Source organism: Sphingopyxis sp. OAS728 (assembly GCF_014873485.1).
GTDB lineage: Bacteria > Pseudomonadota > Alphaproteobacteria > Sphingomonadales > Sphingomonadaceae > Sphingopyxis.
On the sequence record NZ_JADBDT010000001.1, the window covers coordinates 111,826 to 126,451 of the forward strand.

Annotated in this window: 10 protein-coding genes; 3 read left to right on the plus strand and 7 right to left on the minus strand. The window is 64.2% G+C overall.

Annotated elements, in window-relative coordinates:
* Positions 1-92: 92 nt before the first annotated feature.
* The 3 genes from uvrA to GGC65_RS00605 all read right to left on the minus strand — a co-directional run bounded on the left by uvrA (position 93) and on the right by GGC65_RS00605 (position 7,079).
* Positions 93-2,984: an excinuclease ABC subunit UvrA gene (gene uvrA, locus GGC65_RS00595; RefSeq protein WP_192645383.1), complete on the minus strand. Its 2,892-nt coding sequence runs from the start codon at positions 2,982-2,984 to the stop codon at positions 93-95.
* Positions 2,985-3,100: 116 nt separating this feature from the next.
* A complete protein-coding gene (locus GGC65_RS23220) occupies positions 3,101-5,710 on the minus strand; it encodes a transferrin-binding protein-like solute binding protein (protein ID WP_225940611.1) in 2,610 nt (869 codons plus the stop codon).
* A 46-nt stretch (positions 5,711-5,756) separates the two neighbouring features.
* The gene (locus GGC65_RS00605) at positions 5,757-7,079 is read right to left on the minus strand and encodes a surface lipoprotein assembly modifier (RefSeq protein WP_192645384.1); all 1,323 of its coding nucleotides are present in this window, start codon (positions 7,077-7,079) and stop codon (positions 5,757-5,759) included.
* 242 nt (positions 7,080-7,321) lie between these two features.
* On the opposite strand from GGC65_RS00605, the gene GGC65_RS00610 reads away from it, so the two are divergent.
* Positions 7,322-9,394 (plus strand): M13 family metallopeptidase, encoded by a 2,073-nt coding sequence (locus GGC65_RS00610; protein WP_192645385.1) that lies wholly within the window; start codon positions 7,322-7,324, stop codon positions 9,392-9,394.
* 16 nt (positions 9,395-9,410) lie between these two features.
* Here the strand turns inward: GGC65_RS00610 and GGC65_RS00615 are convergent, their stop codons facing one another.
* Positions 9,411-10,901, minus strand: coding sequence for a BCCT family transporter (locus GGC65_RS00615; protein ID WP_264081018.1), 1,491 nt, complete (start codon positions 10,899-10,901; stop codon positions 9,411-9,413).
* Between the two features lie 175 nt (positions 10,902-11,076).
* Here GGC65_RS00615 and GGC65_RS00620 point away from each other — a divergent pair, with 175 nt between their 5' ends.
* Positions 11,077-11,475: a hypothetical protein gene (locus GGC65_RS00620; RefSeq protein ID WP_192645387.1), complete on the plus strand. Its 399-nt coding sequence runs from the start codon at positions 11,077-11,079 to the stop codon at positions 11,473-11,475.
* A 4-nt stretch (positions 11,476-11,479) separates the two neighbouring features.
* Here GGC65_RS00620 and GGC65_RS00625 read toward each other — a convergent pair whose 3' ends face one another.
* Positions 11,480-11,965 carry a hypothetical protein gene (locus tag GGC65_RS00625; protein ID WP_192645388.1) on the minus strand — a complete coding sequence of 162 codons (486 nt, stop codon included), beginning with the start codon at positions 11,963-11,965 and terminating at the stop codon, positions 11,480-11,482.
* A gap of 243 nt (positions 11,966-12,208) precedes the next feature.
* Here GGC65_RS00625 and GGC65_RS00630 point away from each other — a divergent pair, with 243 nt between their 5' ends.
* Positions 12,209-12,565 (plus strand): UrcA family protein, encoded by a 357-nt coding sequence (locus GGC65_RS00630; RefSeq protein WP_192645389.1) that lies wholly within the window; start codon positions 12,209-12,211, stop codon positions 12,563-12,565.
* Positions 12,566-12,629: 64 nt separating this feature from the next.
* Here GGC65_RS00630 and GGC65_RS00635 read toward each other — a convergent pair whose 3' ends face one another.
* A complete protein-coding gene (locus GGC65_RS00635) occupies positions 12,630-13,361 on the minus strand; it encodes a LytR/AlgR family response regulator transcription factor (protein ID WP_192645390.1) in 732 nt (243 codons plus the stop codon).
* A complete protein-coding gene (locus GGC65_RS00640; RefSeq protein WP_192645391.1) occupies positions 13,361-14,533 on the minus strand; it encodes a sensor histidine kinase in 1,173 nt (390 codons plus the stop codon). The genes GGC65_RS00635 and GGC65_RS00640 overlap by 1 nt, the downstream gene beginning before the upstream one ends.
* Positions 14,534-14,626: the final 93 nt, after the last annotated feature.

The following is a 14,626-nucleotide window of genomic DNA, read 5'->3' on the forward strand; positions in this document are numbered from 1 at the left end:
CCATTTTCCCCCAAGCCGCAGAGTGCGGCCAAGGGTTATCTGCAAGGGTGTAAGTGACTTGTCAATCGGGTCCGCAAGACAAGGCTGTGCCGTTATTTGAGCAGCGGCGCCAGATACTGCCCGGTGAAGCTGCGCTTTTCTTTGACGACCTGTTCCGGCGTCCCCGCCGCGACGATTTCGCCGCCCTTCACGCCGCCTTCGGGGCCGAGATCGAGGATGTAGTCGGCGGTCTTGATGACGTCGAGATTATGCTCGATCACTACGACGCTGTTACCCTGATCGACGAGCGCCTGCAGCACTTCGAGCAGTTTGCGGACATCCTCGAAATGCAGGCCGGTGGTCGGCTCGTCGAGGATGTAGAGCGTCTGGCCGGTCGAACGGCGCGACAATTCCTTGGCGAGCTTGACGCGCTGCGCCTCGCCCCCCGACAGCGTCGTCGCCTGCTGCCCGACCTTGATATAGCCGAGTCCGACGCGGACGAGCATCGCCATCTTCTCGCGGATCGACGGCACCGCCTTGAAGAACTCCGCCGCATCCTCGACGGTCATGTCGAGCACGTCGGCGATGCTGTGCCCCTTGAACTTCACCTCGAGCGTTTCGCGATTGTAGCGTTTGCCGTGGCACGTCTCGCACGTCACATAGACGTCGGGCAGGAAGTGCATCTCGATCTTGATCAGCCCGTCGCCGGTGCAGGTCTCGCAGCGCCCGCCCTTGACGTTGAAGCTGAAGCGCCCGGGCTTGTACCCGCGCGCCTGGCTTTCGGGCAGCCCCGCAAACCAGTCGCGGATGATCGTGAAGGCGCCCGTGTATGTCGCGGGGTTCGAGCGCGGGGTGCGGCCGATCGGCGACTGGTCGATGTCGATCACCTTGTCGCAATGCTCGAGCCCTTTGAGGCTGTCGTGCGGCCCCGCGATCATGCGCGCGCCATTGAGCACGCGCGCCGCGCTGGCATAGAGTGTGTCGATGATCAGGCTCGACTTGCCGCTGCCCGACAGGCCGGTGACGCAGGTGAAAGTGCCGAGCGGGATCTTCGCGGTGACATTGTTGAGGTTGTTCGCGCGCGCGCCCTTGAGCACGAGGTCGAAGCCATTGCCCTTGCGGCGATGCTTCGGCACCTCGATCTTCTTCGCACCTGTGAGGTAGGCCGCAGTCAGGCTCTTCGTGTTCGCGAGCACCTCGTCGAGCGTGCCCTCGGCGACGATCTCGCCGCCGTGGAGGCCCGCGCCGGGGCCCATGTCGACGACATAATCGGCGTGGCGGATCGCATCCTCGTCATGCTCGACGACGATCACCGTGTTGCCGAGGTCGCGGAGGCGCTTCAGCGTCGCGAGCAGCCGGTCGTTGTCGCGCTGGTGGAGGCCGATGCTCGGTTCGTCGAGGACGTAGAGCACGCCCGACAGGCCGCTGCCGATCTGCGAGGCGAGACGGATGCGCTGGCTCTCGCCGCCCGAGAGCGTGCCCGAGGTGCGGTTGAGGTTGAGATAATCGAGCCCGACATTGTTGAGGAAGCCGAGGCGCTCGTTGATTTCTTTGAGGATCGCCTTGGCGATCTGGCGCTGCGTGTCGTTGAGCTTCTCGTCGAGCGTGCTGAACCAGCCCAGCGCGTCGGCGACCGAGCGCTGCGCCGACATGCTGATGTCCTCGCCCGCGATCTTCACTGCGAGCGGCTCGGGGCGCAGACGCGCGCCGTGGCACGTCTCGCACGGATGCGGCGCCTGATATTTGCTCAGCTCCTCGCGCATCCACGCGCTTTCGGTCTGGAGCAGGCGGCGGTTGAGGTTGCCGATGACGCCCTCGAACGCCTTGTGCGTCGTATAGCTGCGCTTGCCGTCCTTGAAGGTCAGCTCGACCGGCTTGCCGCCGCTGCCGTAGAGGATGATCAGCTGCACCTCGCCCGGCAGGTCCTGCCAGGGCGTCGTGAGGTCGAAACCATAGGCTTTGCCGAGGCTTTCAAGTACCTGCATATAATAGGGCGAGGGCGGGTTCGATTTCGCCCAGGGCACGATCGCGCCCTTTTTCAGCGACAGCGCATGGTTGGGGACGACGAGGTCGGGGTCGAACTCCTGCCGCTCGCCGAGCCCGTCGCATGCGGGGCAGGCGCCCTGCGGTGCGTTGAAGCTGAACAGGCGCGGCTCGATCTCGGCGATCGTGAAGCCCGAGACGGGGCAGGCGAATTTCTCCGAGAAGATCAGCCGGTTCGCGGGAATGCCCGCGCCCTTCATCGCGCCGCCGGTGTCTTCTTCCTCGCGCCCTGGTACGGGGCCGTCGGCGAGGTCGACATAGGCGAGACCTTCGGCGAGCTTCAGCGCGGTCTCGAAACTGTCGGCGAGGCGGGTGCCGAGGCCTTCGCGCACCGCGATGCGGTCGATGACGACTTCGATGTCATGCTTATACTTTTTGTCGAGCGCCGGCGCGTCGCCGATCTCGTAGAATTCACCGTCGATGCGGACGCGCGTGAAGCCGTCCTTCTGCCACTGCGCGAGTTCCTTCTTATACTCGCCCTTGCGGCCGCGCACGACGGGGGCGAGCAGATAGGCGCGCGTACCCTCGGGCAGCGCCATCACGCGGTCGACCATGTCGGTGACCGTCTGCGCGCTGATCGGCTCGCCGGTCGCCGGCGAATAGGGAATGCCGACGCGCGCCCACAGCAGGCGCATATAGTCGTAGATCTCGGTCACCGTCGCGACGGTCGAACGCGGATTGCGGCTCGTCGTCTTCTGCTCGATGCTGATCGCCGGCGACAGGCCGTCGATATGCTCGACATCGGGCTTTTGCATCATTTCGAGGAACTGGCGCGCGTAAGCCGACAGGCTCTCGACATAGCGCCGCTGCCCCTCGGCATAGATGGTGTCGAAGGCGAGCGACGATTTGCCGCTGCCCGACAGGCCGGTGATGACGATCAGCGCATCGCGCGGCAGGTCGACGTCGACGCCCTTGAGATTATGCTCGCGCGCACCGCGCACTTTGATGTGGGTGAGACTCATGGGAGAGGTATGTTCCAGATTTGTTCTTTGCGCGCAAGAGGGCGCTGCGACCCCGGAGATGGGATGCAGTCGCCCCTGTTGCAATAGCGTCTGCCGGCGCTCGATGCCCCGCGCTGCTAATCTTTCCGGCCGAGTGTCACGCCGGCAAAGGTCGAATTGTCGACGGATTGCCCCGTGTTACTGTCGAGGTTCAATACGAAGGTCGCGCCATATTCCGCCGCATTGGGTCCGAAGAAATAGCCGTTCAGGAAACCGCTCCCGCCCGATCCGGGGGAGAGGGAGAGCGAAATCTGGTTAGGGCAGGCTCCGGGGCAGGGCGGCGCTCCCGACGAGGCATAGGTGAAATTGCCAAGGTTGGACGTGACGGTTCCCGCCTGGTTGCTGGCGATCAGCGACATGACGAGGCTGCTCACGCCGGTCGCGAAGTTGATGTTGAACTTGCTGGTTCCGGTTAGCTGGGCATCGGCGATGATATTTCCGTGCCGGCCCGCGCCATAGACAATTCCCGAATAGGAGGCGTTGCCCGTCGTCGGAACCTGGAAGCTGGGCGTGCGGCCCCCGAAGAGAGCGAAATGGCGAGCCGTGGTCGCCTGGCCGACCTGGTCTACACCCGTCTCGCTCAGGTCGGCGAAACTGGCGTAGGAAAGCGCGATCTCCGGATTGCCCGCGCCGGGTTTGTAAATGCGCCCGCGATAATCGGAACCCTGATAGACGTCGAAGCGGTCGTCGCTGGCGGCGGCGATGCGGTCGGCCTTCTGAACCACAATAGACAGGGGAATCCCAGCCATGTTTCCGGTCGATTTCGTCTGGAAAATATAGGAGCCTGCAACTGGGTCATAAGTGACTTCGATATTGCTGTCGGTTCCTGACGCGTCGCTTGGCGACACGTTCGGGCGAATATAATATTGCCCGCTCATACCGTTGAGGACCGTCGTTGTTGTCAGGTCGAGGAGCTTTGTCTGCGACGCGCTGACGTCCGCGCCGCGCGCGCCGTAAAGCGCGCCGACGAGAATCGAGCCGTCGCTGGCGGTCGTATTCACGGCGGCGCCGACTTCCTCGGCTGCAGGGCCGAAGAACTTCCCGGCGAGCGTCCCGGAATAGTCCTTGGTCCCGTCCATCGTGAAAGTGCCTGAAAACGCGTTTGCCGCGGCGGCGATGGTCGCCGTTCCGGTCCAGCTTCCGGCGTCGATCTGGCTTCCCAGCGGGTCGCCGAATTCGCGGAGCGGGAGGGCCGATGACACGGTATAATTGCCGAGCGTGGTCAAGGCCCCGGTCGCAAAATTGGCCGAGAGAGAACCAAGTCCGGAAACGCTGTTCAGCGCCGATCCCGCCGTACCGACACCGCCCAGAAGCGACACGTTGTACGAAGCCGATCCGGTACGGGGGACCCCGGCTGCGGCGGTGTCGAATCCATAGGCGAACGCGTCGAAGAACATGTCATTGCCTTCGGTTTGGCGTTGAAGTCCGACACGAAGATATTGGGAGTTGGTGAAAAATTCGCCGCGAAGCGAGGATGTCGGAAGCCGGCCATCGGCCGAATAATATATCGTGCCGCCGCTGTTCTCGCGTTTCAGGACGCTGACGAACGACGCTCCGGAGGCGACAGAGGTCAACACCCCGCCATTCAGCGCCCCACGAAGCGATGCCGATACCGGGCGGAAGAAGATGTCCTTTTGCGGTGAGTTGAGATTGTCGGCCTGATTGACGGCATAGGTGCCGCGAGCGCCGAAGATCGTACCTGCGAGTGCCATCGCAAAATACGGGTTGAGGTGATTCGGGTTGAGGTGAAATGTACCGCCCACCTCTTCCGCCGCCGGGCCATAGAAGGCGCCGCGCAGATCGCCGCTACCGTAATTGTCGAAATTAATCTTTCCCGCGAAGCTGTTGCTGCCCGACGCGATCAGTGCGACGGCGCCCCACCCGCGATTGGTCCCGATCACCTGTCCGGTCTGGGCGACGGTTTCGTCATAAATGCCGGTCCCGAAGATCGCTCCGCTTTGCAGGTCCGCGCTGAGCCGGCCGGTCCCGGAAAGCGAATAGACCTCGTTGCTGAACGACCGCGCGCCCAGCAAGCGCACGTCAAAACTCGCGACGCCTGTTCGCGGCAAGGCGACGTCGGGTGTCTGGGCGCCGTAAGTGAAGGAGAGGAAGCGGCCGTCGATCGCGGTCGAGCCGTTGACCTGACGCTGCCAGAAACCCGCGCCGACGTAACGGGTTTTTCCCGCCGCGGTCCCGTTGGTCGTGAGCGACAGGAAATCGGTCGTGTTGCCCGATACGACTTTATAGGTGGTCAAATCGCCGTTCGTCTGAGTGGGGTCGATATTCGCCTGCCCGAAGGTCTGGCTCCTGGTCCCGTCGGATACGGTGTAGGACTGCGTCGACGCATTATAGACGAACGTAAGCGTCGAGGGTCCGGCGGTTGCGGTGACGTTGTCACCGTTCGTCGGGACGCTCAGCGTGCCAACCGACGCGAGGTTGCGAAATGTCTCGCTTTCCAACGGGGCGATCAGGTCGCTGTTTGCGCCCGTAGGCGTCGGAGTAGGGGTGGGAGTTGGCGTCGGCGTCGGCGTCGGAGTGGGCGTCGGCGTTGGCGTTGGCGTTGGTGTCGGAGTAGGCGTGGGTGGCGGGGGCGTGCTGTTGACGCCGCCGCCACCGCCGCCGCCACATGCGGACACCGCAAAAGCCAGAACCAGCGACGACGATGCGACCGCGAAGCGATTTTTCATTTGATTAGGCCCCCACCTCTGTTCTCATTTTTTCGGCATATCCGCTTTAAAAAGCGGAGGTTATGCCGAATTCTGCACTGATACGTGAATAGTCCCAAATCTCAACGGTCGATTTATTCTTTTCCCAGCCCACTTTGACGGTTGGTGCAAAGCTGCCGAGCTTGAGAAAGCGAAAGTGGCCGCCGATCGATGCCTGCAGCCGGTCGTCGATGCGGCGGTGCGGATAGAGGAAGAGTCGCCGATCGGCCTCGAGCCGGCTGTAGCCCGCGCTCGCGGTCAACGTCGTCTGCCCGATCTCGCGGAAGAGATAGGCGGTCAGGCCGCCCGATGTGGTCGAATATCCGGGATCGCGGGCGGCCTCGCGGTTGCCGCTGAGCTGGAGGCCCCCTCCGAACTTTGCCGAAAAGGCCCGGTCATAGGATGCGGCGAGCAAGACGTTGGTCGCATCCTGCAGTCGATTGCGCTGGTTGTTGACGTCGGCGATCCGGCCGTCGAGGCGCAGCTGTGCCTTTTGGCCCATCGGATGCTGCCAGGTCGCCCCGGCGCCGGCGGAGAAGCTGTACGGATCGAGGCCGTACCAGCGCCACGTCGCTTCGCCCGATATATTGATCCGGTCCTTGCCCGATACATATTCGGGGCCCGCCTGGATCGAGAAGGCGATGTCGTCGAACTGTTCGGCGCGGTAGAGGTTGGCATAGGTCGACGCGCGGACGAGCAACTGCGAGCGCTTGTCGATGCCGGTGCGGAAATAGGCCTGTCCGCGCAGCGCGATGCCCAGCCCCGACCGGGCTTTTGCGTCCTCATCGAGCGTGAAGTCGCCGATGATCGTGCCGAGCGTGTCCGACCGGGTCGCGCGGTTGATATTGCTGTCGGGGGCGAAGGCGATCGAGACCGACCCGCCAAAGGGCTTTTGCGCGCTGAGCGCCGCCGCATAGAAACGGATCTGCTGCTCGACCTCGGGCGGCAAGCCGGCCGCCTGCGCCGAGCGCAATTCGCGCTCCGCCGCGCCGAGATTGCCAAGCATCGCCTGCATGCGCGCAAGTTCGATGCGGACGCGCCCGGCGCCCGGCTTTTCGTCGAGAATCTCGCGAAAGAGGACCGCGGCTTCGCGGTGCTTGCCCAGATTGTCGGCGAGCATCAACGCGAGCCGGAACCGCGCCTCGGTGCGAAGTTCGATATCGGGATTGGTGGCCAGGGCGCGATAGGCGGTTTCGGCCGCCGCAAAATCGCGCGCTGCCTGGGCCTCCGCGGCGAATGTAAACAGCTGTTCGGCCGATAACTGGACCTGGCCGGGCGTTTCAACGCGATCCGATGATTCCTGTGCCCCTGCAGCGGGCGTCCAACATGCTGCGACAGCCCCTGCCGCCAACAAAAACGGCTTGATGATTTTTCCCCCAATGCGGCCAGCGCCGCCCGGCGTTTCATTACGATATATATGTGGCTCGTCAACATCTTCGGAAAGAAGCGAGGGGCTGTTCCAACTAATCTACCAACGCGGGTTTTCGGTCGACCAATGCACCGCAGCCAGGTTGACCGCCCGACCGGCGGGGAGGACAACATGGCTATGTTCGCCGGAGTTTCGGGCCGGCGCGGGGACCAAGGAGACGGGGAATGAAGATGGGATTCACGGGAGCGGCCTCGCTGGCCATCGCTGCGGCGTTGGCGACGCCGGTACTGGCGCAGACTGCACCGGCGGTGTCGCTGGCCGCGGCTGCCGACGAAGTGGCGGGTGACGCCGAAGCGGGTTCGCTGAAAGCGCTGTCCTTCGGCAAATGGGGCGTCGATCTGGACGCGCGCGATCCGTCGGTGAAGCCGGGTGACGATTTCGACAAATATGCGAATGGCGGCTGGTTCGCGCGCACCGAAATTCCGTCGGATCAGGCGTCCGCGGGGGTCGATTATGACGTCTATAACCTGACCCAGCGTCAGCTGCGCGCGGTGGTCGCGGGCGCGCCCGCGGCAAGTCAGGTGGGCGGGCTCTATCAAAGCTTCATGGACGAGGCGCGCGTCGAGGCGCTCGCCGCCAAACCGCTTATGGCCGATATCGCTGCGGTCGCCGCGATCAAGGACAAGAGCGAAATGGCGCGCTTCATGGGCGGCACGCAGGGCACCTTCGGTTCGACGATCGTCAGCGGTGGGCCCTATGCCGACACCGCCGATCCGACGGTCAACGTGCTGTGGCTGGGGCAGGCGGGGATCGGCCTGCCCGAGCGCGAATATTATCTGAGCGACAGCTTCAAGCCGCAGCGCGACGCGTACCGCGCCTATATCGCGCGCACGATGAAGATGGCGGGCAATGCCGACCCCGAAAAGGCGGCCGATGCGATCATGGCGTTCGAAACCGAGATCGCAAAGGTCAGCTGGGCGATCGCGGATCGGCGCGACATCGGCAAGATCAACAATCCGATGTCGTCGGACGAACTCGCCGCCTATGCGCCGGGGCTCGACTGGAAAGCCTGGTTCGCAGGGTCGGGCATCGCCCCGCAAAAGCGCATCATCGTCAACGAGAAGGCCGCGGTGCGCGACATAGCCGCGCTCTACGCCAAGACCCCGCTCGACACGATCAAGCTGTGGCAGCAGTTCCACGTCGCCGATAATGCCGCGCCCTATCTGTCGAAGGCGTTTGTCGACAGCCGCTTTGAATATACCAAGGCGCTGAGTGGCGTGGGCGAGCTGCGTCCGCGCTGGAAGCGCGGGCTGACCTTGGTCGACGGCAGCCTCGGCGAGTTGGTCGGCGAAACTTATTCGAAGCAATATTTCCCCGCGAGCGCCAAGGCGAAGATGGAGGTGCTGGTCACCAACCTGAAACTCGCGATGGGGGATCGTATCCGCAACAACAGCTGGATGGCCCCGGCGACGAAGGACGCCGCGCTGGCGAAGCTTGCGAAGATGGACGTCATGGTCGGCTATCCCGACAAATGGCGCGACTATTCGGGGCTGAAGATCGACCCGGCAGACCTTTACGGCAATGTGAAGCGCAGCGCGGCGTTCGAATATGCCTATGCGCTGTCGGACCTCAACAAGCCGGTCGATCGCAAGAAATGGTCGATGAACCCACAGGAAGTGAATGCGTATAACGGCGGGCTCGAGAACAAGATCGTGTTCCCGGCGGGCATATTGCAGGCGCCCTATTTCAGCGAGAGCGTCGACGATGCGGTCAATTATGGCGCGATCGGCGCCGTGATCGGCCACGAGATCACCCACGGCTTCGACGACCAAGGCCGCAAGATCGACGCCGAGGGCGCGGTGCGCGACTGGTGGACGCCCGAGGATGCGGCGCGCTTCGACGCGCAGGCGAAGGCGTTCGGCGCGCAATATGCGACCTATGAGGCCGCCCCTGGGTCGTTCATCAATCCCGACTTGACGATGGGCGAGAATATCGCCGACCTCGCCGGCTTGGAGGTCGCCTATGACGCCTATCGTCGCTCGCTCGGCGGCAAGCCCGCGCCGGTGATCGACGGGCTGACCGGCGACCAGCGCTTCTTTCTGGCCTTCGCGCAGGCCTGGCGGACGAAGCAGCGCGAGGATGCGATCAAGCAGCAGGTCGCGAGCGACCCGCACAGCCCCGCGCGCTGGCGCATTATCGGACCTGTGCGCAACGTCGATGCGTGGTACAAGGCGTTCAGCGTCGCCGCGGGCGCCAGATATTATCTGAAGCCCGAGGAACGCACCCGGATATGGTAGTCCTGAGGCCCCTTTCTCAGGATTGGGCGGGGGCGGCCTCGTGCCGTCCCCGTACCGCCATGACTGCGAGCGACAGTGCGGCCCCGACGATGACGAACAGCGCGGGAAAGCCACCGAGCACCGACATCATGCGGATGCCGTCGATGCCGCCGCCGGCGACGAGCACGATTGCGACGAGACCGACGGTGATGCCCCACACCGCCTGAACCCAGAGCGGCGCTTCGGGCGCGTCGGGCGAGATGCCGCGCGTCGACAGCGCGCTCATCGCCGAGACATTGGCGTCGGCGCCAGCGACATAAGAGAGGAAGATCGCGAACAGCACGATCCCGGCGACAACCGGGCCGCCGCCGAGCGCGCTGAACAACCGGAACAATACCGGATCGGGGCCTTGCGCGGTGAGCACGGCGTAGAGGCTGGCGCCGCTCTGCTGATCGAAGGCGATGGTCGCGCCGGCGATGGCGGTCATCCACACCGCGCCGAACAGCGACGGCAGGATGAGGTTGTATAGGATGAAGGCGCGGACGCTGTATCCGACGGCGAGGCGGCCGAGGAACAGCGCGGTCACCGGCGCCCACGCGAACCAGTTGGCCCAGTTGAAGATCGTCCATTGCCGGTGCCAGCCGGTGTCGACGTCGAGCCCGAGGTTGCGGGGGATGAAGGTCTGGAAATAGTCGGCGGTGCCGCGCAGCGACAGGCCGAGCATTTCGGCGGTCGGTCCCGCAACCAGGACGAAGGCGATGATCGCGAAGAAGAGCCAGGTGTTGAGCACGGACAGGCCCGCGATGCCTTTTTGCAGGCCGGTCGCCGCCGAAATCAGGAAGCTGGCGACGATCGCCGCCGCGATTCCCCAGCGCAGCGCCGTGCCGCCGTCGAAACCGCCGATGCCCTCGACGCCGCCCGCAAGCGCGAGCAGGCCGGCGCCGAGCGACGCCGCCATGCCTGCGACAAGCGCGTAGAGGCAGATGATGTCGATCCCTGTCCCTACGGGGCCGTGCGCGCGCTGGCCGATCAACGGGACGAACAGCGACGACAGGCTGAACGGTTCGCGGCGATTATAATAGACGAGCGCAAAGGCCAGGCCGGCCACTGTGTAGATGGCATAGGGCGTCAACGTCCAATGCAGGAACATCGTCGACATCGCGAAGGTAGCCGCCGCATCGCTGCCCGGTTCCAGTCCCAGCATCGCGGGCGGGTCGTTGAGGTGGAAGAGCGGTTCGGCGGCGCCCCAAAAGAGGATGCCGGTGGCGATCGTCGTACAGAGCGTGACCGCGAACCAGCGCCAGCGGGTCAGTATCGGCTTCGCGTCCGGCCCACCGATGATCCGCCCACCGAGCGGAGAAACCGCAATACCCGCCAGAAGCGCCAGGAAGCCGATCCCAGCCCAGGCAAAGAGCGGCGAAAAATTGCGCAATATCCAGTCGTTGATCGCGGTTTCGGCGGCGACGACGGCGGCGCCCTGCCACAGGCTGAGGATGACGGCGGCGAGCAGCACCGCGAGCGGCGTCAAGAATACCGGGCGATTGAGCGGGTGCTTCGGTGATGCTGGCAAATGATCGGCCGATCAGACATGAAGAGGGCGTCCAGCATGGCGCTTGCGTTTGGAGAGGTCAATTCGCCGCCGGGAACGCGCTACCGGGCAAAGCGTTGGACCGGCAGACCAGATGATTGAAGGAGACGCTTCGATGACCAGGAATATCATGGCGGCGACCGCCGCGCTTGCGCTGCTCGCCTCGGGCCAGGCCGCAGCCTTCCAGACGCCCGATGATGCGACGACGGCGGTGAAACCTGCCAAGGATGGCACCACCCCCGAAGAGCGCGCGAACACGGCGCGGCTCAATGCCGAACAGGCGTCGCGCGCCAAGGTCGACAACACGGTCTATGCGCAGGAAGTGTCCGCTGCGCAGCAACAGGTTGCGCATGACCAGACCGTGTTCGCCGAGGAAACCGCGGCCTATGAGGCGGAGAAGGCGCGCGTCGCCGCGATGTCGGCCGAAGAACGGATGACGTGGGAGGCCAATGCCGCCGCGTGTAAGGCCGGCGATACGACCCGCTGCGCCGCTCCCACCAAGCCGCCGCACTAAGTCGTCAAAATTCGGCGGGGACGGGAGGCGTCATGTCGAGGGCCGGGGATTCGTCGGCCGGCCCGTTGGTGTGTGGATCCTCGCTCGTCGCAGCGGCGTGCGGCTCCGGGTCGGGAAAGCGCCCGCCGTAGCGATAATCGTCGTGGGCATCTGCCTGGATGGGCGGATCGACGTTGACGGCCCCGAGTTCGCGGAATTCATCGCTCATCCTGACGTCGCGCTCTGCACGAAGCCGCAGTGCAACGCCGTAGCCGTCCGCGCAGCCCGGGCAAGGAAGGATTCCGCCGTCGCCCTGCGAAACGAGCGCGTCAGGGTTGGCGCTAAGGTCGGAATAGGACGCTCGCCCGCCGGTTTCGCTGCCGAGGCGCGTCCCGGCCGCCATCTCGCCCAGCATTGCCCCGGCGGTCACACCGGCGAGCGCCAGCACCGACCAGCGGAAGAGTCGCACCCCTTTGTGCCGACTCACAGCGAAAGATAATTTCTTTCCCATTGGTCAATTTGGCCATGACCGTTCTTCCGATGCAAGCCTCGCGTCATGATCTTGTCCGCCGGTTGGCCATTCGTCGACGGATCGACGCCCTTCGTCTGTCAATCGAGCGGCTCTCCGCCCCGATCGATCCAAAGGCGATTCTGATGACGTCCAGAGGGTATCACCAACTTGCGGGATATCGGAAGACGGTCTCCCCGGTCCGCCAGCCGGTATCCCGCATCCTTTTGAAGAGAGGACTCCCCCATGGCGAAATTTTCATTCCTGCTAGCTGTGCCGGTGGCGCTGGCCGGCTTTTCGGTTCCGGCTCTGGCCTCGGCCGAAGACGATGGTGAGCGGCATACCACCGTCGTGCGATATGACGACTTGGACCTGTCGAGCGTCGACGGTCGCGAGCGGTTGAACGCGCGCGTCAAATATGCCGTCCAGAAAGTGTGCGGTACCCGGGTGAACTACCGGCAGGCCCTTCGTGAGCGCGCCGCGGCCACACGCTGCGAGGACAGTGCGATGGCCGACGCCGATGTGAAGCTGGCCGGCCTGTTCAACGGCGAAAGTGCCCGTCTTGCCGATCGCGGCCGGATCGTCGTCGCTGCCGCTCCCTGATCAACCCCGCCGTATGTTGATCCCAATAAGGCGGTCATGCCCGGTGGCATGGCCGCCTTTTCGTTCAGGCGTGCATGATCGCCTTTACATCGTGGAGATAGGTGCGGCCGATGCGGTGCACGCCGCCTTCGCCGAGGTCGACGCTCCATGCGCCGTCGCCATGATGCTTCAACCCGACGATGCCCTCGCGGCGGATCATCTTCGACCGGTGGATACGCATGAACTGGTCGGGGTTCATGCGGGCTTCCAACGATTTGATCGTCTGGTGGATCAGCCAGCTGCGGCCGCCGACATGGAGGCGCATATAGTCGCGTTCGGCCTCGATCAGATCGACCTGGCCCGCATCGATGCGCAGCATCTCGCCGCGGTTCTGCACCCAGAATTCGGTGATCCACTTGCTCTTTTGCGTCGGCGCGCGCTCGGTCGCGCGCCATTCGCGCACGCGCGACAGCGCGCGTGCGAGGCGGTCGGGTGATACCGGCTTGAGCAGATAGTCGACCGCCGCGACATCGAATGCCGCGACGGCATAGCGGTCGAAGGCGGTGACGAAAACCACCGCGGGCGGATTGTCCAATCCCTCGATTGCGGCTGCAACCTCCAGACCGTTGAGGTCGGGCATCGCGATGTCGCAAAGCACGAGGTCGGGCGCGAGCGCGTCGACCATGCGCAGCGCCGAAGCGCCGTCGCTGGCGGTACCGACGAGCGATACGCCGTCCTGCTGGCCGGTCAGAATCTGCAATCGTTCAATGGCGAGCGGTTCGTCGTCGACGATGAGTGTGCGGAGCGTCTGGATCATTAGCAAGCCTCCCGTGCCAGCGGCAGCCAAAGCGATACGACAAAGCCGCCGCTGTCCGAAGGCCCCCATTCGCACCCGGCGGTCGGACCATAGCGGGTCAACAGGCGTTCGCGGACATTGCCGAGGCCGAGGCCGGTCCCCGGCGCAGGCGCGGGCGCCTTCGGATCGATATCATTCTCGATGCGCAATATCAGCAGCCCATATTCGGCGCTGGCGGTCAGGCGGACCGCGATCTTTCCCTTGCTCGGCGCGACGCCATATTTGATCGCATTTTCGATGATCGGTTGCAGGATCAGCACGGGAACGCAGGCGTTCTCCAGCTCTTTCGGCATCGAGACCTCGACCTGCAGTCGGTCAGGGAAACGCGTCTGTTCGATGTCGAGATAGAGCCGTTGGAGCGCGATCTCCTCGTCGAGGCTGACGAGCTGTTCGGGATCGACCGCGAGGCTCGAACGGAGGAAAGACGACAGGTTCATGATCATCGTCTCGGCCTCGCTCTTCGATCCCCTGAGCACGAGGGTCGACAGCGAATTGAGCGTGTTGAACAGGAAGTGCGGGTTGACCTGGTAATGGAGCGCACGGAGCTGCGCGGTCTGCGCCTCAATGCGGAAATGATTGGCGCGGCGTTCGACCGCGCGCATTTCGTTGGCATAGCCGAAGGCGACATAGAGCGCGGCCCAGACGGCAAAGAAGAAATACCAGCGGATCGAGCTGTCGAGGATCAGCATCATCTCCCATGCGCCAGGATATTTGCCCTGCATCTCCTCGATCAGCTTGGCGCTGTCGGCGACGGGAAACCAGTAATAGAAGACGAGCAGATTGACCGTCGCATAGATGATGACAAGCGGTACTGCCGCCCCCATCGCCGCGGCAAGGCGGGCACCGAAGCTTTGCGGCTGGGCGCGCTGGAGCAGTTGGTACAGGACGAAGGTGCAGAGAATGCCCGCGATCACCACGACCGCCCGGCGCCCCGATGACGTCCATTGTTCGGGCGCGCCGGTCAGCATCGCAAGGACCGTGGTGATCAGGAAATAGATCACCCACATGGCGATGATCGAGCCGATCGCGACGCGCGGATTGACCCGCGCGTCCGAAGCGCGCCAATCGGGGTCCGTCGCCAGCATTTTTGCGCGCTGATCGCGCAGCGCGTCCTTGCGGTTTGTCATGTTCATTGACGATGCTTTAGCGGCAAATGGCGGTCGATGGCTAGCGGGCGCCGGGCCGCCAGTCGAAGCTGTGCGCGCCTTGGTCGAAAGCGGAGCGCG

Bases quoted from the DNA above. Each gene is read 5' to 3' on its own strand.
- GGC65_RS00635 (WP_192645390.1), bottom strand. From the start codon at position 13,361: ATGATCCAGACGCTCCGCACACTCATCGTCGACGACGAACCGCTCGCC.
- uvrA (WP_192645383.1), bottom strand. From the start codon at position 2,984: ATGAGTCTCACCCACATCAAAGTGCGCGGTGCGCGCGAGCATAATCTC.
- GGC65_RS00640 (WP_192645391.1), bottom strand. From the start codon at position 14,533: ATGAACATGACAAACCGCAAGGACGCGCTGCGCGATCAGCGCGCAAAA.
- GGC65_RS00625 (WP_192645388.1), bottom strand. From the start codon at position 11,965: ATGGGAAAGAAATTATCTTTCGCTGTGAGTCGGCACAAAGGGGTGCGA.
- GGC65_RS00620 (WP_192645387.1), top strand. From the start codon at position 11,077: ATGACCAGGAATATCATGGCGGCGACCGCCGCGCTTGCGCTGCTCGCC.
- GGC65_RS00630 (WP_192645389.1), top strand. From the start codon at position 12,209: ATGGCGAAATTTTCATTCCTGCTAGCTGTGCCGGTGGCGCTGGCCGGC.
- GGC65_RS23220 (WP_225940611.1), bottom strand. From the start codon at position 5,710: ATGAAAAATCGCTTCGCGGTCGCATCGTCGTCGCTGGTTCTGGCTTTT.
- GGC65_RS00610 (WP_192645385.1), top strand. From the start codon at position 7,322: ATGAAGATGGGATTCACGGGAGCGGCCTCGCTGGCCATCGCTGCGGCG.